The sequence below is a fragment of the Desulfosarcina sp. genome, assembly GCF_055467485.1.
The window spans coordinates 1-18,490 of record NZ_JBUOIV010000009.1 but is presented as its reverse complement, the minus strand read 5'-3'; the positions used below and the strand labels follow the sequence as shown (position 1 = coordinate 18,490).

Annotated in this window: 18 protein-coding genes and 1 tRNA gene; 2 read left to right on the top strand and 17 right to left on the bottom strand. The window is 59.0% G+C overall.

What is annotated here, in order from left to right:
* Window positions 1-22 precede the first annotated feature (22 nt).
* The 17 genes from yidD to ACZCED_RS06380 form a co-directional block, all read right to left on the bottom strand.
* The gene (gene yidD / locus ACZCED_RS06460) at window positions 23-382 is read right to left on the bottom strand and encodes a membrane protein insertion efficiency factor YidD (RefSeq protein ID WP_462971624.1); all 360 of its coding nucleotides are present in this window, start codon (window positions 380-382) and stop codon (window positions 23-25) included.
* A gap of 167 nt (window positions 383-549) precedes the next feature.
* Window positions 550-2,313, bottom strand: a complete 1,764-nt coding sequence (gspE, locus tag ACZCED_RS06455) for a type II secretion system ATPase GspE (protein ID WP_462971625.1) — start codon at window positions 2,311-2,313, stop codon at window positions 550-552.
* Window positions 2,310-4,652, bottom strand: coding sequence for a type II secretion system secretin GspD (gspD, locus tag ACZCED_RS06450; RefSeq protein WP_462971626.1), 2,343 nt, complete (start codon window positions 4,650-4,652; stop codon window positions 2,310-2,312). Before gspD ends, gspE begins: the two co-directional genes overlap by 4 nt.
* Before the next feature lie 67 nt (window positions 4,653-4,719).
* Window positions 4,720-5,589, bottom strand: a complete 870-nt coding sequence (gene gspC, locus ACZCED_RS06445; protein ID WP_462971627.1) for a type II secretion system protein GspC — start codon at window positions 5,587-5,589, stop codon at window positions 4,720-4,722.
* A 3-nt stretch (window positions 5,590-5,592) separates the two neighbouring features.
* Window positions 5,593-6,462, bottom strand: coding sequence for a type II secretion system protein GspN (gspN, locus tag ACZCED_RS06440; RefSeq protein WP_462971628.1), 870 nt, complete (start codon window positions 6,460-6,462; stop codon window positions 5,593-5,595).
* Between the two features lie 8 nt (window positions 6,463-6,470).
* Entirely contained in the window at window positions 6,471-6,998 is a 528-nt protein-coding gene (locus ACZCED_RS06435) for a hypothetical protein (RefSeq protein WP_462971629.1), read from the bottom strand.
* 6 nt (window positions 6,999-7,004) lie between these two features.
* Window positions 7,005-8,447: a type II secretion system protein GspL gene (gene gspL / locus ACZCED_RS06430; protein ID WP_462971630.1), complete on the bottom strand. Its 1,443-nt coding sequence runs from the start codon at window positions 8,445-8,447 to the stop codon at window positions 7,005-7,007.
* Window positions 8,448-8,618: 171 nt separating this feature from the next.
* Window positions 8,619-9,722, bottom strand: a complete 1,104-nt coding sequence (locus ACZCED_RS06425; RefSeq protein WP_464860457.1) for a type II secretion system minor pseudopilin — start codon at window positions 9,720-9,722, stop codon at window positions 8,619-8,621.
* Window positions 9,697-10,401 carry a type II secretion system protein GspJ gene (locus tag ACZCED_RS06420; RefSeq protein WP_462969391.1) on the bottom strand — a complete coding sequence of 235 codons (705 nt, stop codon included), beginning with the start codon at window positions 10,399-10,401 and terminating at the stop codon, window positions 9,697-9,699. Before ACZCED_RS06420 ends, ACZCED_RS06425 begins: the two co-directional genes overlap by 26 nt.
* The gene (locus ACZCED_RS06415; protein ID WP_464860456.1) at window positions 10,394-10,831 is read right to left on the bottom strand and encodes a type IV pilus modification PilV family protein; all 438 of its coding nucleotides are present in this window, start codon (window positions 10,829-10,831) and stop codon (window positions 10,394-10,396) included. The genes ACZCED_RS06420 and ACZCED_RS06415 overlap by 8 nt, the downstream gene beginning before the upstream one ends.
* A complete protein-coding gene (locus ACZCED_RS06410; RefSeq protein WP_464860455.1) occupies window positions 10,825-11,394 on the bottom strand; it encodes a pilus assembly FimT family protein in 570 nt (189 codons plus the stop codon). Before ACZCED_RS06410 ends, ACZCED_RS06415 begins: the two co-directional genes overlap by 7 nt.
* 47 nt (window positions 11,395-11,441) lie before the next feature.
* Window positions 11,442-11,897, bottom strand: coding sequence for a type II secretion system major pseudopilin GspG (gene gspG / locus ACZCED_RS06405; RefSeq protein WP_462969388.1), 456 nt, complete (start codon window positions 11,895-11,897; stop codon window positions 11,442-11,444).
* 204 nt (window positions 11,898-12,101) lie between these two features.
* Entirely contained in the window at window positions 12,102-13,328 is a 1,227-nt protein-coding gene (gspF, locus tag ACZCED_RS06400) for a type II secretion system inner membrane protein GspF (protein ID WP_462969387.1), read from the bottom strand.
* Between the two features lie 14 nt (window positions 13,329-13,342).
* The gene (gene rsmB, locus ACZCED_RS06395; protein WP_464860454.1) at window positions 13,343-14,746 is read right to left on the bottom strand and encodes a 16S rRNA (cytosine(967)-C(5))-methyltransferase RsmB; all 1,404 of its coding nucleotides are present in this window, start codon (window positions 14,744-14,746) and stop codon (window positions 13,343-13,345) included.
* Window positions 14,747-14,753: 7 nt separating this feature from the next.
* Window positions 14,754-15,695 carry a methionyl-tRNA formyltransferase gene (gene fmt / locus ACZCED_RS06390; RefSeq protein WP_464860453.1) on the bottom strand — a complete coding sequence of 314 codons (942 nt, stop codon included), beginning with the start codon at window positions 15,693-15,695 and terminating at the stop codon, window positions 14,754-14,756.
* Window positions 15,692-16,201: a peptide deformylase gene (gene def / locus ACZCED_RS06385; protein ID WP_464860452.1), complete on the bottom strand. Its 510-nt coding sequence runs from the start codon at window positions 16,199-16,201 to the stop codon at window positions 15,692-15,694. Before def ends, fmt begins: the two co-directional genes overlap by 4 nt.
* A 383-nt stretch (window positions 16,202-16,584) precedes the next feature.
* Complete coding sequence (locus ACZCED_RS06380) at window positions 16,585-17,532, bottom strand: bifunctional riboflavin kinase/FAD synthetase (protein ID WP_462969383.1); 948 nt, start codon at window positions 17,530-17,532, stop codon at window positions 16,585-16,587.
* Between the two features lie 104 nt (window positions 17,533-17,636).
* On the opposite strand from ACZCED_RS06380, the gene ACZCED_RS06375 reads away from it, so the two are divergent.
* Window positions 17,637-17,723: transfer RNA gene (locus tag ACZCED_RS06375), tRNA-Leu, on the top strand.
* A gap of 112 nt (window positions 17,724-17,835) precedes the next feature.
* On the top strand, window positions 17,836-18,490 hold a 655-nt coding region (locus ACZCED_RS06370; RefSeq protein ID WP_464860451.1), incomplete at its 3' end, for a DUF6538 domain-containing protein.

Sequence of the window (18,490 nt, the reverse complement as noted above, 5' to 3'; positions counted from 1 at the left end):
TCACCTCTGGGCATTCCCTTCGTCAGTGCGGCCAGACGTCGTTGTTGCCAAGCGGATCCTGGCAGCGGATGCCGTTGCGGGTCATTACGGACGGACTTAACTTCAGTTCGTCACGGCCGCAGCGCATCAGCCGGTCACTGGCCATGATCCATCCTTTGATGCTTCCGTGACGCTTAACGGCCTGCAGGGCATAGCTGGAGCACGACGGGGTCATGGGGCAGCGGTGGCCGTCCGCCCCGGACAGATACCGCTGGAAGAAGCCGATAGGTCCCGCCAGCACCGGCATGGATTCCCCCGAAGGGGGCGGACCGGATGCCTGAGGCCCGGCCCATGCGGTGCCGGCCAACAGGAAAAAAAGGGTCGCCAGGTAGCGGGTTTTCATATTGAACCTTCAACCGGCCGTCGGGTTTTTCCGATAGACGCCGGAAGCCGTGTATGAATGACGGCCATCGAACGCCAAACGAAAGTCTCGCTTCGCCGGCCATTTTATCAATCGGGTCGGGCGCCTCGTTCACCCCGTTGCGCCGCCAGGTAAGGAAAATACGTTTGCTACCGCGGTTCAGGAGCTGATGGTTCCCGTTCATCCGGTCCCTGCTGGGTCACCCGCAGGACCTCTTCGATGGTGGTCGTTCCGGCCAGCACTTTTTCGATGCCGCTCTGGCGCAGGGTTCTCATTTTGTACTGCAGGGCGAATTGTCTGATCTGCGTGGCATCGAAGGTTTTCAGAATCAGATTTTTCAGTCCCTCGCGCATGTGCATGATCTCGAATATGGCGATACGCCCGCGGTATCCGGTATTGAAGCACTTTTCGCAGCCGTTGGCCTGATAGAGGGTGTGGTTTCTCAACTGCGCCCGGGAAATGCCGATGCTGTCCAGGATTACGCCCGGGGTGTAGGCTTCCTTGCAGTGGTCACACAGCACACGCACCAGACGCTGGGCTATGACCGCCACCACGGAAGAGGAGATGAGAAACGGCTCGACACCGATGTCCACCAGGCGGGTAATCGCACCGGCCGAATCGTTGGTGTGCAGGGTGGAGAACACCAGGTGGCCGGTCAGGGCCGACTGGACGGCGATCGTGGCGGTCTCTTTGTCGCGGATCTCGCCGATGAGGATCACGTCCGGATCCTGGCGAACGATGGCACGCAGGCCGCGGGCAAAGGTGAGATCGATTTTCGGGTTCACCTGGATCTGGCTGATGCCTTTGAGCTGGTACTCCACCGGATCCTCGATGGTGATGATGTTGATGTCCGGCTTGATGATGGAGGCCAGCACGGAGTAGAGGGTGGTGGTCTTGCCGCTTCCGGTGGGACCGGTCACCAGGATGATGCCGTTGGGCTGGGTCACCAGCCGGTTGAACAGTTCGAGGTCTTCGGGCGACAGTCCCAGTTCTTTCAGGTTCAGGACCTCCTCCGATTTGTTCAGCAGGCGCATGACCACCCGTTCGCCGAAGGTGGTGGGCAGGGTGGAAACACGCACATCCACATTCTGGCTGCCGATCTTGACCTCCAGGCGACCGTCCTGGGGCAGTCGCTTTTCGGCGATATTGAGTTTGGCCATGACTTTGATTCGCGAAATCAGTGACGCCTGAATCCATTTTGGCGGCGTGAGCAGGTCGTAGAGGATTCCGTCCACCCGGTAGCGCACCTTGAAACTGTCCTGATACGGCTCGATGTGAATGTCGCTGGCGCGGGCCTTGATGGACTGGGAGATGATGTGATTGACCAGCTTGATGATGGGGGCATCGCTGGTGTCCTCGAGCAGGTCGGCGGTGTCCTCGATCTCACTGATGATGGTGCTGCCATCTTCCTCCATGTGCTGGACCAGCTGTTCGGCGGTGCCCCTGCTCATGTCAAAGATCAGGTTGATGGCGGCAAAAATGGCGCTCTTGGTGGAGAGCACCAGGTTGTAGGATGAAAAGCCGATCATCCGGGCCAGGTCGTCCAGGGGTTCAAACGCGGCCGGGTCGTTGACGGCGATGATATTGACCATCTCTTCGGGCAGAACGGTAACCCCGGATGCCGGGATATTCTTGAGTACCAGCGGCACCATGGCATGGCGCTTGAGAAACCCGATGGGGGCACTGCGCGTGCGATCCTCACCGAAGCTCTCCAGGGGCAGTTCGGGCCAGAAGGGGATGTCATACACTTCGCCCAAGGCATCCAGCAGTTGGGTCTCGGTGAGGACCTTGCGCTGCAGCAGCACCTCGGAGAGGCGGCCGCCTTTTTCACTGTGCAGCCGGACGGCGTCCGCATAATCCTCCTCAGAGACGCCGTACTTGCTCTTTATGATGTCTTCCAGGGATTTGTTCATTGGCTGTTTTTCAGGATGAGCGTGTCCGTCATGCCCTGTTCGGACAGGGTGTCCCGGGCCATCTGTGCCGCAACGCGGTCAGAAAAGCCCCCGATCTGCACCCGGTACCAGATTTTGCCGTCCACATCCGTTTCGGTGATATGGGCCTTATATCCCATCTGCTTGAGTCTCTCCACCGAACCCATCGCCGACATCTGGTCGCTGAAGGACTGCACCTGGAGATGATAGCGGTCTGCCGAGGGATCAATCACCGATTCAGACGCGGCGGGTGTGATCTGCATGATGGCGGCCTGGCCTGCATTTCCGCTGTCCCCCTTGTCGTCGATCATCGCCCCCGGGACCGGTTCGTTTGACCGATCACCTTCAACGGGCTCGGCCGGTGCCGCGTCCTTGTCGCCTTCGTAGAGCTTGATCTGCAGCTCGCGCATCTCGTCTATTTCGCTTTTTTTGGAATCGTATATGGTCGAGGCTTCCTCGGGGTTCTGGATCACTTTAGGGGTGATGAAGATGAACAGATTTGATTTTTCGCTGCCTTTGGCGCTGGTTTTAAAGAGCCAGCCCAGTCCGGGTATGTCGCCCAGGCAGGGGACCTTGTATTCGGTCTGGGAGAAGGTGTCGTCGATCAGCCCGCCGATGACCACGGTGCTGCTGTCCCTGACCATCACCGTGGTTTCCACGGTGCGCTTCAGCGTCGTCGGCCGATTATCCACACTGCTCTCCAGGGCGGAGACTTCCAGCGACAGGTTCAGCCGGACCATGCGGTCCTTGTTGATCTGCGGCGTGATCTTGAGGGTCTTGCCCACATCCCGGTATTCAAACGAATTGTAGGTGTCGTTGTTGGTTGTGGATGTGGTGGTCTGGAAAGGGATGTTCTTGCCCACGGTAATGCTGGCTTCCTGATTGTCGGTGGTGAGCAGTTGGGGTGTCGACAGAATGTTGATATCCCGGTCTTTTTTATAGGCCTGGACGATGGCTGCGATGCTGGGAAACGAGACGCCGGCAATTTCGATCGCCTCACCGAAAAGGCCTAATGAAAAGCCGGAGGCGAGCGATGGCACCAGAGCCCCGGTGGTGGGGTTGAATTGCAGGCTCGAATCATCGGTGGTGAAGCCGCCGCCGACGATCCCCTGGCGGTCATTGTTCAAGTTGACATCGTCGCCCACGACCCATTCAGTGCCCAGATCGAAGCTTTTTTCCGCATTGACCTCCATGATCAAGGCTTCGATGTAAACCATGGATCGCGGGATGTCGATCTGGCGGATGATTTCCACGAGGGTGGCATAGTCGTCCCGGTCGGCGGTGATGATCAGGCTGTTGGTGGCCTTGTCTGCCGTAATGGTCACCTTGTCGGAAACCACGGGCGCTTCCTTGGCACCGGCGGCGTTGGCCTTGTCCTCCTTGGGGAGATCTTTGAGCACGGCGACGATTTCCTCCGCTGCCGCATATTCCAGGTAGTAGACGTGGATCTTCTCTTTGCCCTTGGGCGTCTCCAGGTCCAAGGTGTCGATCAGGCTGCGGATCCGGTTGGTGTCGACTTCGCTGGCCACCATGATGATGCTGTTGGTGCGTTCGTCGGCCACGAAGGCGGCGCCGCGGTCCGATGGCGCCGCCCCTTTCTTGACCTGGCCCTGGGAGGATTTGAATACGGTTTCCAGCAGAGACACCAGCTTGGCCGCATCGGCATTGTGAATGGGAAAGATGGTGATTTCACGTCCCACGCCGGGGATGTCGATGGTCTTCAATATCTTCATCAGGCGGACGATGTTGGAATAATTGTCGGTGATGATCAAGGTGTTGGTGGGCGCGTAGGAGAGAATGACGCTGCTCTTGGAAACCATGGGGGTGAACAGCCGCTTGACTTCGTCGGGGTCGGCATAGCGCAGGGGCATCAGCTGGGTCACCACCTGGTCATCGTCTGAATCGCCCTTGGCCCGGGTTCGGGTTTCGATGCTCTTGGTGCGTGCATCCGGAGACGGGATGATCTTGATCAGTCTGCCGGTCTCCACGGTGGCGAAACCGTGCACGTCGAGCACCGATTCGAACACCTTGAAGGCTTCGTCAACCGAGATCTTGGACGGGGAGATGATGGTCACCTTACCCTTGACACGCTGATCGATGACGAAGTTTTTACCGGTGAGTTCACTGATGAACTTGATGAATACGCTGATATCCACATTGTTGAAATCAATGGAAACAAAGCGCTGTGAACCATTTGCCGCCGCACTGCCGCCGTTAACCGGGTTCGGGTCCTGACTTTGGGCGGCGGTGCTGGCGGCAAGGAGAAAGACCGTCAGCACGACGATCAGCGCGCCGACCATGCATTTTCTGGTCGCATCCATTGTGTTTTCCATAGCCATATCTTTTTTCCCGTTTCCACCGGCAACGGGCCCGGGGGCGCCTGGCCGGCTATCTGATGATATATTCGATGTTTTTTTCCTGTCCCCTGCGTTTTAGCTGCACAGAGAGGTTGGATGCGGATTTAAGGCTGTCCACCAGCTTCAGCGCGTCATCTACCGATGTGATTTCATTGCCGTCCACGCCGGCGATGACATCTCCGTTTCTAAGGCCCATTCTGCGGAAGATGGAATTGGGCTTGATACTGGAAAGGGCCAGGCCCGCCGGGACGCCGTTTTCCATGTGTGGCTGGATCTGTACCTGGGTCATCAGCGAGGCTACGTCGGTCATGGACTGCTCGATGTAAGAGCGCCTCAGGGAGATTCGCTGGGCGCGAACCGCACCGGAGGAGGGCGCCGTTGCGCGAACCGGAAGCCCGCCGGGCCGGAATGGGGCTTTGCCCGATTCCAGTTCCTCCATCTGGAGCACTTCATCCGTTCCGTTTACGGTCAGGACGACCTTCTCCCTGTATATTTCCTTGACGGTGGCCGTCTGGATGGCGTCGCCGGCCCGGTACAGGTTCTGTTCGCGCGCCTTGACGTCTTCGATGACCGCATAGTCGCCATCGCCGGTGCCGGTAACCGTCCCCCAGAGCTTGAGGTTCAGTTTGGTCGCTTCCAGCGATTCGACATCCACCTTTCCCGTCTGGGGTTCACTGGTGGAACGGGTATTGAAAAGGTTGCGTTCCAGTATCGCATTATAGGCGGCCAGGGGGCGCTGGGTCGTGACCGTATCGCCCACCCGGTATACGTTCTGACGGGTTGACAGGGGGGACTGGGCCAGCCGTGCGGACAGGGTCCCGTAAAAACCGTCCACGACCACATAGGCGGAAACGGTGATGCACAGCAGATTGATGAATGTGAAAATGGCTTTTGGTATCATCGCCTATCTCATGGAGACATCTGGGCGGTCAATGGAACCGCGGACCCGGAAGGTCAGCCCCCGGGTTCCCAATGTCTGCGTGTTGACGATCCCCTGGGGGATGGTCTCTTGGAGCCGGGCGATCAACTCCGGCCGGGGCTTGGCATTTCCGGTGAGGATCAGGCGGCTCTGCTCGAAGGGTTGTCTCAGTTCGATGGTACCGGAAATTTTGCCTTCAAGCATGGGGCCGTCGAAAGTCAGCGATTTGAGCCGCAGGCTCCCCCTGCTGACCGAAAAGTCCGCATCCGTCTGGTCCATCACCAGATCGGTGATGCCGAAAAAAGGCGTTTTCAGGGTGATGTGCAGGTCCGAAACATTCAGCAACCCGCTGGTCATGCCCGTCGGGGTGCGCGACGCATCGTGGGTCATGCGGCCCTTGAGGGCGCCGGAAAGGGAAAAGGGCGCATCGGCTTTAATGGCTTCGAGTTTGTCCAGGCGGATGTCAAAGAGATCCGCTTCCACCCGCAGAGGGCCGGAGGGGCCGGTGCCCTGAACGGTTGCGCGGCCGTCTATCGTCCCGTCGGCGATATGGGCCTGAAAGCGAACCTGTTTTTCATCCTGGAGCAGGCTCGCCAGATCGGGCGCTACACGGGCGTCTTCGAAATGGGCCAGTCGAACGCCCTCGCGGTTCAGGTCGATGCCGATCATTTTGAGTCCCGGCGGCAGGGCCGGTCGGATCGTCTTCGCCTCCATGCTCAGCGACGGGTCGATGGCTGCCAGTTGGCCGTCCACGTATGATTTGACCGCCTGGTCGGGGAACAGCAGGACCAGAAAGAGCGCTGCCGCCAGCAGGGCGACCAACAGATATGCGAAAACGGCCTTAACGGATATCATGAGATACGTTACATCTCCAAAGTTTCGACTTGAAACACCGTATTGATCAGATCGGCCTTCTGCTCTCCCTTGGAAATGGAGAGCCGTTTGATGGAGATCATCTCCATGGATGTTTCAATGCCGTGCAGATAGGCCAGAAGCTGCGACATGGTGATTTCCTGCAGCTTCATCTCTACCATGGACAGCCGGTACGGGCTGTCCTTCTGGCTCGTGGTGGTCGGCCTCATATAGGCGATATGGCTTTTGACACCCGTCTGTCCCGCCAGGGTTTCCAGAAATGAGAAGAGGGTGAATCCCTGTTTGCGTCTCTTGAGGTGACGCTGTGCCTCCTGCGCCTTTTCGGCCGTTTTTTGGTATTCGGCCTGCAACAGCAGAATCTGTTCCCGTTCCTGCTGTCGGGTGGCCAGCGTTCGCGTCAATTGGGCGTTTTTCTCGAACAGGGGGAAGACCAGGACCTGCAACACCAGAAAGATCACGATGGCGGCCGCCGCTGCAGCCACACCGATTTTTTCACGTTTGTTGAGTTTGATGGCCATGGTTGGCTAAAAATCCAGTTTCAGTTTGAATCTCACCCGGTTGCCCGATTTCTCGAGGTCGGCCGAGCTGATGGTTACACTCGTAAACAGGTCCGCTGCTTCCAGCTTGCCCTTGACGTCGTCAACCGTGTTGAAGGTGTCCGTATCGCCGGACAGCACGACGTTGTCGGCCCCGACCACCATACGGCTGACCTTGACGTCTGCGGACGACGGGATCTGCTGGCTCAGGGCGTTGAGGATGTCGATGACCCGGACGCGCGCGCCGGTTAAATCGAAGCCGCTGCTGCCGTCTCCGGCTTCCTTGATCTTGATCTGCATCTGCTGCAGGGGGGCCTCGACCCGCGTGACTTCGGGAAATGTGGCCTTAAAGATCGTTTCGATCTGTTGGTCCAGTTCGGCCAGACGTCGCTGTTTGGCATTCACCGCCAGGAACTGGCCTCCCAGCACGATCACCAGGGTAAGGACGATCAGGGACGCGGTCAGGATGATATTTTTGCGGTATTCGCTCCAGTAGTGCTGGATCGTCGATCGCTCAGTGGAAAAATTGACGCCGCCGACGCCCTCGGTTTCCATCAGGGCCAGGGCCAGAGCGATATCCAGATGTCCGGATTGCCATTCCGGGGTGTCCAGCGACCCCTTCAGGCGGGGAAAGGTCCGCAGACCGTCGATGGATCTGACCGGTACGCCCAGCAGCGTGGATGACCCTTTTCCGCCGGTCAGCAGCCGGGCCTGGGGACCCGCGGAAAATACCGCAGACGGGTCGACCCCGATTCCCAGGCTTTCCTGAAGGGCGGTGAAGGTGCGCTTGAGGGTGGTTTCCAGATTGCGGACGACCGGGTTGCCGTCAGTGGCCACCGGAAGGGTGCGGACCATGCGAACGTGTCCGGAACAGACGGCGTAGATCGTGTGGCTGCCTTCACCGGTGTCGATGAAGATAAAATCACCGCTGTCGTCGGTCATCGTGGAGATGAACCGGGCCGCGGCATACCCGCCGGGCATGATGACAACCGGCCTTAAATTTACCGTTTCGAGAAGCGCAATATAGCGCTGGATATCCGTTTTCTTTACCGAAAAGGTCAGCAGGTCCTGCTGCTTGTCATGCTTGACGGCCTCGAAATCGAAAATCAATTCCTCTACCGGAATCGGCAGGCTGGGTTCCAGTTCAAATGGCAGGATCTGCCGGATTTTCTTGATGTCATGAAAGGGGACGGAAAGATTTCTGAAGGAGACAACCGTTGCGGGGATGCCCAGCACACAGGTGGCGCCGGCAGGCTTGAACGATTCCACGAGGGATTGAAGGGCTTCTTGGACGCCCTCATCGCCGTCCTTGTCCGCCGGGATGGGAAAATACCCCTGCGTCTCCAGCTGACTGCCCTTGAAACTGCTGTCAAGCAGTACGGCTGCGATCGATTCCTCTCGGATTTCCAGGCTGAGGACCTTGCGGCTCATGGTTGTTCGTCTGTTTGGGGTTCAGTGGCTGTCGTCAATATCATCGATCCGTTTATTTTTCCTGGATCAAAACCGGCGGGCATTTTCATGGACGGACGGGGCCAACGGCCACCATGTTACTACCATCCGTCTCAAAACACCATACCGGACCCTCAACCTGTTTCATATATCTTATTCTACCTGCCAAATCAAGGTTTTACAGATCCATCTGCCGGTCTCCTGTTCTTTTTCCCGCTGGACCACCACATTGACGGTGATGGTTCTTTTATTGCGTGTTGCGGTTGAAACGATGCGGAACAGGTCGCTGGAGACGGTGATCAGATCGGGACTGATGGTGACTCCCCCGGCCCCCGGCACATTTTTGTACCAACCGGCATCGGTGATGGTGTGGGTATACGTCTCATCCGCCTTGGCCACGCGATAGTCGGCCAGGGCCTCCGCCAGATCCGAATTCTCGGCGGGCAGCAGGGCGGCGAGCACGGCAACGTCGGCCGTGGAGATGTTGATCTTGCCGTCATAGGTGAAACGGCCGTCACCGGCCGCCGACACCCCGTGAACGGTCAGCAGGGACGAGAGCCCGGCTGCACCGCCCGCGCCGGCGAACAGCTCCGGGGTGATCCCCTGGACGAGGGCGACTTCTCCCAGGTGGTCGAAGGGTCCGTTCTTACACCGGTATGGCGGTTCCAGACCTTCGTAGTAGTCAGACTCGGCACCGCTCAGGCCGGTAATGGCCTCGTCATCGCCGTGGTCCATCCAGTCCTTCAGCGAATTGATGATCATATTGGGGTCGCTGTCCGGCAGTGCTTCGAAGAGGGAGAACACCTCGTCCAGCAGGCGCTCCCAAAGCAAGCGCTGGCTGGCGGAAAACTGCTGGCCTTCGGGAAACTTGACCAGGGCATTCACCTGGACCTTGCCACGCTCATCGGTGATGCGGACGTCGACACTGCCATCATCAAAGGGGATCATCCCCATCATTTCGGCCACTTTTTCCGGGTTGGCCCAATCCTCCTGAAGCGTATCGGCGTTGTTTTCCTTGCGGTCGTTGATCAGCATCACCATGGCGGCATGGACCCCGGACACCGCCATTTCGGAAAGCAGCACCCGCTCCCTGGCAAGGGATGCGCCGGTAACCGAACTGCGGATACGGCTGTTCAAGGCCAGTCCGGCGGTGAGCAGCACGGCCACCACCCCGATGGCGACCAGGATCGCCACCCCCCGGCAGTTGCCCAGGACCGTCTGCCCGGCCGGGCTATTCAGCGGCTTTACGGTGCACATGCAGGGATACCCGTGTGGTGAATGGTTTGGGCCGGGACGGCGTTCCCACCGTCAAGCGGATCTCGATGGCCCGCGGTGTGGCGTAATCGGTGTCTGCCGATTCCGAATCCCAGCGGTCGCTGGTTTCATCCTCGGCCCCCAGGTAGGCGAATTCGAGGGCCAGGATGTTGTCGCATAAAATGGGATCGTCCACGCTCTCCTCGAAGTCGGGAAAGGGATAGAGGTGGTCGGCACGGCGCAGGACCAGTGATTCGTCGGCGCGCTGGGAAACATAGTAGACGATGCGGCTGACCCCCTGGCGTGAATCCCCGTTCACGGCCAGGTGGGCCAGCGAGACGAAGCGCAGGCGGCCGAAGCTGCCGCCGGCCACGTCGGTCGTATCTCCCACCAGGCGATAGGGATCCTTGGGGTCATTGAAGGTCGGCTTGGTATATCGCGGATAGTCGGAGACGACCAGGCCTTTCAGATCGGTGGCCATGCGCCCTAAACCGGTACGGGCCGACTCGAAGAGGGCCACGTCGCCGCCGACGGCATCGGCGCTGGAGAAAACAGCCCGGAACGAGCCAAATATTGTGGTGATCACCAGGGCGAAGATAAAGATCGCCACCATGATTTCCAGCAGTGTGAATCCGCCGGCGGAAATGGCTGCCGGGGATGGCCACCGGTGCGCGCTATTCATATGAAAGCCTGTAAGTATCCAGTTTAAAAACGGATGCTTCTCCATCCCGGCGGATGGTGACGGTAATGCGCTTGAGGGTCGGCCCGTCTTCCTTGAGCAGGTCGGACGAGACGTTTTCCGTCTGGATCTGCCACGCATAGCCGGGGTGGGCATCGCCGAAATCCCCGCTGTCGCCGATAAGATCCTTCAGTTCCATGGTATCGATGTCGGCCAGCTTCTGACCCATCAGCAGGGCCGCCACCGTGTCGAACCGTCCCCTGGCGTCCATGAACAGGGTCTGGGTATGCATGCGATAAATGGCTGTCAGCGCAATGGCCACCACGGCCAGGGCCACCATCACTTCCAGGAGGGTGAAGCCGTTTTCAGGGTTCCCGCTTCGTCCGGGCCCGGTTCGGCGGCACCGGGAGTTGACGGACGCCGTGCTTACCATCCTTCCGCTCCCCGGACCAGATCGACCCCGGCCAGAAAGGGTTCGATGAAAAAGGCCAGGCGATCGCCGTCAGTGGTTCGTACGCGGATGACGGCCTTGTCGGAATAGCCTTTGGGATAAAAGGCAATAGGGATCGTCCCGCTGGAGGCACGCTCGGTCCGAGAAAAGGCCACATGGTCGATAGTCACCCCGCGTGGCAGGGCGTAGCCGGCTTCGCGGGCGGCATCGGCATCGGTTTCCGCCATGCCGGCTTCGGTGACCCAGAGTCGCTGGATGTCCGGCGACACGTTGAGCAGGTAGGTTTTGTTTTCGACTACCGCTTTTTCCTTGAGGCCGCGCACATTGGCGATGATCCAGCGCGCGGTTTCGTCGCCGCCGTCGGAAAAGAGTCCTCCCTCCAGGCGGGGTATGGCCACCACCAGCATGATGCTGATCAGGGTGGTCACAACGATCATTTCAATCAGGGTGAATCCACGATCGCCCAAACGGGTGGTTCCTTTTTTGATTTCCAGGGGTTCCTGCGTGTGCAGGGCAAGCAGATGGGCAGACTGGCTCGATGTCATGGCATGAGAGACGGGCGCAAGCCCGACAGATGATCGCCGGTGCCGCGTTAGTCGGTCTCCCAGCTGTTGATATCCGCATCCTTGTCCTCACCCCCGGCCGCCCCGTCGGCGCCGTAGGCGATGATGTCGAAATCGTCATGGACGCCCGGGCTCAGGTAGATAAAGTCATTGCCCCACGGGTCTTTGGGCACCTTGCCCTTTTCCAGGTAGCCGCCCTTGCGCCAGTTCTTGGGGACGTTGCCCGAGGCGGGCGGCTCCACCAGGGCCTGCAACCCCTGCTCGGTGGTCGGATAGGCGCCGTTGTCCAGCTTGTAGAGTTTGAGGGCCGTGCCGATGCTTTCGATCTGCATTTTGGCTTTGAGTTGTTTGGCCTGCTCCGGGCGGCCCATGATGCGCGGGACGATCAGGCCGGCCAGAATGCCGAGGATGACGATGACCACCATCAGTTCGATCAGGGTGAAGCCGCGGCGGTTGTCCACGTTTTGCGGGAGAGACAGATTCATATTTCCTCCATGGTTCCTTGCCCGGCGTTCGACCGGCGCCGTTGAACCCGTTGCGTTTCTCAATAGCGGATACTAACCCAATGCGACCCAACAATCAAGCGCGCAAGGTTGCAGCTCAAAGCCCAACGGTCAAAGCTGGAAGCCATCAACCCCTCCAGCCAACTCGACCACAAACCAGAGACCGGGAACCACCAACCGTTGGTCCTATCCCACCAGCTGGTTCATCTCGAAAATGGGCAGGCAGATGGAAAGCACGATGAACAGCACGACCACGGCCATGACCAGGATCATCACCGGCTCCAGCATGGCCATCATGCTCATGATCGATGACTGGACTTCGTTTTCATACACGTCGGCGATTTTGTAGAGCATGGCTTCCAGTTCACCGCTCTGTTCGCCCACCTGGACCATCTGCACGGCCAGGTCGGGAAAGACGTCGTCGGCCGCCAGGGACAAGCCCAGTCCCTGACCTTTTTCGACTTCGCCGGATGCCTTTTCGATGAGGCCGGAAATCACCACGTTGCCGGTGATATTCCTGACGATCTCCAGGGCCGGCAGCATGGTCACGCCGTTTTCGAGCAGCGAAGCCAGGGTCCGGGCAAAGCGGGCCACGGCGATCTTTTTCAGCAGCATTCCCATGACGGGTATGCGAAGCATCATCCGGTCGGTGGCAACCAGCCCGCGTTCCGTCTTTCTAAAGCTCCTTAACGCCACCAGGCCGCCGATGATCACGACCACCAGCAGCCACCAGAAGCGCTTGAACAGATCGCTGGCCGCGATCAGAAAGCGGGTCGGGGTGGGCAGGGCCTGGTTCATGTCCACGAAGATGGTGGTGATGTTGGGAATGACGAAGGTCATCAGGAAAAAAAGCACCAGGGTGCCGATGACGGTCATCAGGATCGGGTAGGCCATGGCGGTCTGGATCCGGGACTTGAGCTCCTGCTGCTTTTCCATAATGTCCGCCAGGCGCTGGAGAACGATTTCCAGCGTTCCCGAGGTCTCTCCGGCGCGAACCATGTTGATGTAAATCTGAGAGAAAACCGACGGGTAGAGCGTCAGGGACGAGGCAAAGCTGTTGCCCTCGACGATGGAGTCCTTGATCCGGGCCACGATCTTGGTGAACCCCTGGGTCTTGGTTTGTGACACCAGGGTGGTCAGGGCGGTGACCAGCGGGAATCCGGCGCCGGTCAGGGTCGCCAGCTGGCGTGTCCACAGGCTGACATGGGCCGGCGTGATGCGGCTGAAGAGGCTTGAGAAGCTAAAACTGCGGGACTCTTTGCTGGTTTCGCCGCCGGTGACTTCTTTGACGGTGACCGGAAAGCTGCCCATGGCGCGGATTTTCTGCCGTGCCGCCTGGGCGCCGTCGGCATCGATGATGCCGGTGACGGTTTTGCCCTTGGTGTCCAGGGCCTCGTAATCGTAAACGGGCATGGCGTTTAATCCTGTCAGCGCGTGCGCGCAAGCCGCGCTGCGAAAAAGCCGTCCATCTGATCGATGTGGGGAGCGGTTCTGAAAAAGCCGTCTTCGCCCAGGAAAGGAAGCACGGTCTTCTCTTCAATGGATGGCGCACCGGTTATAGCAAAGTTTGCATGCTTTTTCAAAAAAGTCTTGATTACGTCTTCATTTTCTTCCGGTTCCATGCTGCAGACGGCAAAAACCAATACACCGTTGGTTTTGACCAGCGGGGCGAGATGGTCGAGAAAGCGCGCCTGCCGTTTGGCCGACCGGAGGATGTCGGCCGGCTGGGACGACCATTTGGCGTCGGGGTTGCGCCGCAGTACGCCCAGGCCGGAGCAGGGGGCATCCACCAGGATCCGGTCGAATCGGGGCAGCGTCCCGGCGGGAAGCGGGCGGTTCAGGTCCGCCTGCCGGGTGCGGATGATGGTCACGCCCAAACGGCGCGCCTCGTCCTCCAGGCGGGTCAGTTTGGCTTCCGCGCTGTCCATGGCCACGATGGCGCCCCGGTTGCCCATGATCTGGGCCAGGTGGGTCGTCTTGCCCCCCAGACCGGCGCAGGCGTCCAGAACGGTTTCTCCCGGCCGGGGTGACAGCATCAGGGAAACCAGTTGAGCCGCCCCGTCCTGGACGGAGAAGCGGCCGTCGATAAAGGCCTGCATTTCCGGGATGGGCCGGCGCGGGCGGATCAGGTTGGCCCCGCCGGGGATGCTCTCCACGTATTCGATGGCCTCCGCCTGGTCCGACAGGGCATCGGCCAGTTCCGCCAGCTCGTTTTTCAGTCGGTTGCAGCGCAAGGTGATGGGCGGGATGGCGTTGATTGCCGCACACAGCCGGTCGGTTTGGGCAAGGCCCATCCGTCGGATCCAGCGCGAGGCCAGCCAACGGGGAACGGCGTGGGCCACGGCGATGTGATCCACCGGTGAATCCTGGGCGTCGGGAATGCTGAACCGGCCGGGCTCCCGCAGTGCATTTCTCAGCAGGGCATTGACGAAACCGGCCGCTTTGGCGGCCTTGCGGGTCCGCACCAGGTCGACCGCCGTGTTGACGGCCGCCGATGCCGGGATCCGGTCCATGAACAGGATCTGGAACAGGGCAATTCTCAGGATATTCAGGATGGGCGGCGAGATCTTTTTAAGGGGCCGGTCGGCGTAGGCCGCGACCACGGCATCCAATCGCAGCCGCCATCGCAGCACCCCGTAGACCAGCCCGTTGAACAGGGCCCGGTCCCTGCGCGAAAGCTTCGCCAGCATGGGCGCCGCGTCATCGAGGAGCGCGTCCAGGGTCGTCTTGCCCCTGTCCACGCGATCCAGCATGGCCAGGGCAGCGGCCCTGGGGTCGGTAACGGGCCGGTTTCGTCCTGATCGGGGGTGGGTTGGTAGTGATGTGGCCATGGTTGGTTCAGCCCAGACACGTCCCATCCGGCAATTGGCAGCCGCACAGAAAGTCGTCGATGGGCAGGCGTTTGCCCGATTCCCCCTGAATTTCCTGGATGGCAATGGCCGACCTGCCGGTGGCCACGCGGAGTTCGCCGGCAAAACACTCGAGGATAGTTCCCGGCGGTACGCTGATCTCCCGCTCCAGGACGCTGGCTTTGAAGATCTTCAGGCGCATGTCGTTGCTGAAGGTATAGGCGCCGGGCCAAGGGGTCACGCCGCGGATCAGGCATGCGATCCGCTCGGCTGGCAAGGACCAGTCGATTTTTCCGTCCTTCTTTTTTAGCATGGGGGCGTAGGTCGCCTGCGTGTGGTCCTGGGGCACGCGCTCCAGGCTGCCGTTCTGCAGCCTTTCCAGGGTCCGGATCAGCGTACGGGCGCCCATCTCGCTGAGGCGGTCGTGAAGCTCACCGGCGGTTTCTTCGGGTCCGATCTCGGTTTTTTCCATCAGCAGCATATCGCCGGTGTCCATGCCCTTGTCCATCATCATGGTCGTGATGCCGGTTTCGCGCTCCCCGTTGATGACGGCCCACTGGATGGGCGCGGCACCGCGGTAGCGTGGCAGCAGCGACGCGTGGACGTTGATCGATCCGATGCTGGGAATCTCCAGCAGACGCTGGGGCAGAATCTGGCCGAAGGCCACCACGATGAACAGGTCCGGCGCCAGCCGGGCCATCTGCTCCTGGAAAGCGTGGGTTCGCACCTTCTCGGGCTGCAGAACCGGGTAACCATATTCCAAGGCGGTCTCTTTGACCGGCGGCGCGGTCAGCTTGCGGCCCCGGCCCTTGGGCCGGTCGGGCTGGGTCACCACGGCCAGCACTGCATGCCCGCTGTCATGCAGGGCCCGAAGCGACGGCACGGCGTAATCCGGCGTGCCCATGAAGACAATTTTCAATGGCCGGTTCACTGCTGCCTCATCTCCTTTTTGACCCGGCGCTTGTACATCTGCCGCTTCAGGGCGCTGATGTGGTCGATGAACAGGGTGCCGTTGAGATGATCCAGTTCGTGCTGGATGACGATGGCCAGAAGGCCGTCCGCCTCGAAGCGCAGGGGGTTGCCGTCCCGGTCGAGCCCTTCCACGAGGATCCGCTCGGACCGTTTGACGTCCGCCCTGAAGTCGGGAACGCTCAGGCAACCCTCGTTTTCCGAAAGGATCTCGCCCTCGCTGGTAACGATCTTCGGATTCACCAGCACGTGCAGGTCGTGGCCATCTTCTTTCGAAGCGATGTCGTAGACGATGAAACTCTGTCCGATGCCCACCTGGGGGGCGGCCAGGCCCACGCCGGGGGCCACGTACATGGTCTCGGCCATGCTGTCGAAGACGGACTGCATGGCTCCGTCGATATTTTCGACCGGTACGGTGCGCTTTTTCAGGAAACTGTCCGGATAAGTGAGTATGTCAAACACAGTCACTGGGTTCACCCTCGTTTGCTCGTTGTCTTCAGTCAACCAATTAATCTAACGCATATTTTTGAATTTTCAAACGAAAAAGATCGCGAATGGGCACAGCCGTGAACGAATTCAGGTTTGACGGACGGGATTTCAGATCCGGTAGTGAAGCCAGCGCACCCGGCCGGAGGCCAAAGGTTCGGTCGACGGTGTCATCCCCGCGCCGGCGGGAACGCAACCATGAACCGACAACTAACCCGTGCCTCCGTAAAAGCGACGCCGCCGCTGTTTTTTCAGGTCGGTCAATCGATAAGCGAACGCGGGGAAACCGCAGGGGGAGGATCGACGGACAGAGCGACGCTGGTTTCAAGCGCCGAACCCAGTCCTCTCTGCTGTGTCAGGATGCTTTATTCTTTAAAGTGGGGGGCCAGAATCAGCCTGGCTGCTTTGATATCCCGGTCGATCTGTTCGATCAGTTCGGGAATGCCGGAAAATTTTATTTCGTCCCTCAGGCGCCGGACGAAGTTGACCATGATATTCCGGCCGTAAATATCTTTGTTGAAGTCGAGGATGTGGGCTTCCACGGTAAATATATGATCGTCGAAGGTGGGGCTGTAGCCGATGTTGGCCACCCCCGGAAAGCGCTGCCCGTCGTAATGGACGATCACGGCATACACACCGACCTTGGGACACAGTTCGTCGTGCAGGTTGATGTTGGCGGTGGGGATGCCCAGCAGTTTGCCGCCCCGGTCCCGGCCGTGGGCCACGGTGCCGCGGATCTGGTAGTTGCGGCCCAGCATCTTGGCGGCTTTTTCGATCTGGCCGTCCATGACCAGTTCACGGATGGCCGTGCTGCTGATGCGGTCGTTGTCGACGGTTGAGGACTGGATCCAGTCCGCCACGATCACCGTAAAGCCCATCTCTTCGGCGTACTGACGCAGCAGATCCACATTGCCCTCGCGGTTGTTGCCGAAGGTATAGTCCTGGCCGACGACGATGGCCTTCATCCCGATGCGTTTCACCAGGATCTCCTCGACGAAAATTCGCGCCGACAACGCGGCAAAGTCCATGGTGAAGGGGATGCAGACCAGCACGTCGATGCCGGATTTTTCGATCAGTTCCGCTTTCTGTTCGTACAGGGTGATCAGGGGCGGGTGGCCGTTTCTGGTGATTACCCGGATGGGGTGGGGGTCGAAGGTGATGGCCACGGCGGTGCCGTCCATGGCCTCGGCTCTTTCGATCACTTCGTGGAAAAGCGCCTGGTGGCCGATGTGGACACCGTCGAAATTACCGATGGTAACCACGGCGGATTTGAAAGGTTCTTTTATGGTTTCGATGTCTTGGATGATTTTCATGATCTTTTGTGCAACCGTAAAATGGGCTTGACACGAAAAACAAAAAAATATAGTTAGTGCATCTTCAGTTTGAAATCAACCTTTTTGAAATCGGACTGAAACGTGCCGAAGTGGCGGAATTGGTAGACGCGCTAGGTTCAGGGTCTAGTTGGGGTTCCCCAGTGGGAGTTCGAGTCTCCCCTTCGGCACCATACAGTAAATAACCCGTCGGGTTTCTTCTTAAAGATGCCGATGGGTTTTTTATTTTGGGCCTTGCTGTATCGCCTTACACAAATCGGTTACACAAAACCGGAGGTAAGGACGATGACCCAGACTGCTCGTAGCAACCCCACCCGTAACAGACTAACCACTACAAGCCGAACCGCAACCTATCTCGTTCGCACTCCTTATTCGTATTGTTTCCGCTATGTGGTGCCTCCTGACCTCCATGGCATTGTCGGTCGCAAGGAAATCAGGTACAGTCTGCGAACTGGCTACTTGGGAAAGGCCAAGGTCAAATCTCGATTTATTGCCGTGAAAGTCCATAACCTGTTTAAAGAACTGCGAGAAAGGAACACTTCAGGAATGCCTGTAGAACTCACTGAGAGCCAGATTCAGGCCATCATTTCAGAATGGATACAAGAGTCCCTTAATATAGAGGAAGAGCGAAGGCTGACGACCAGACGGACCGTTAATGAAGCTGACAATCAGCATCAGTTATATTCATTGCGGCAGGGAGAGTTGAAGGAGTCCCTTGCTTTGGGAAAGCATGTCGATGAGATGAGGCATGTGGCTGACAACCTCCTTGTTGAACACGACATTGAAATTGACCGTGAATCCAAGTCATATTTGAAGCTGTGCCGTGACCTTACCAAGTATGCGGTTCACATCTGCGGAGTCGAGAAAAAGAGGGCTTATGGTGATTATTCCGGTAATGCCGACATTCTGGAGCTGAACTTCCTCCTGAACAAACTTAAGC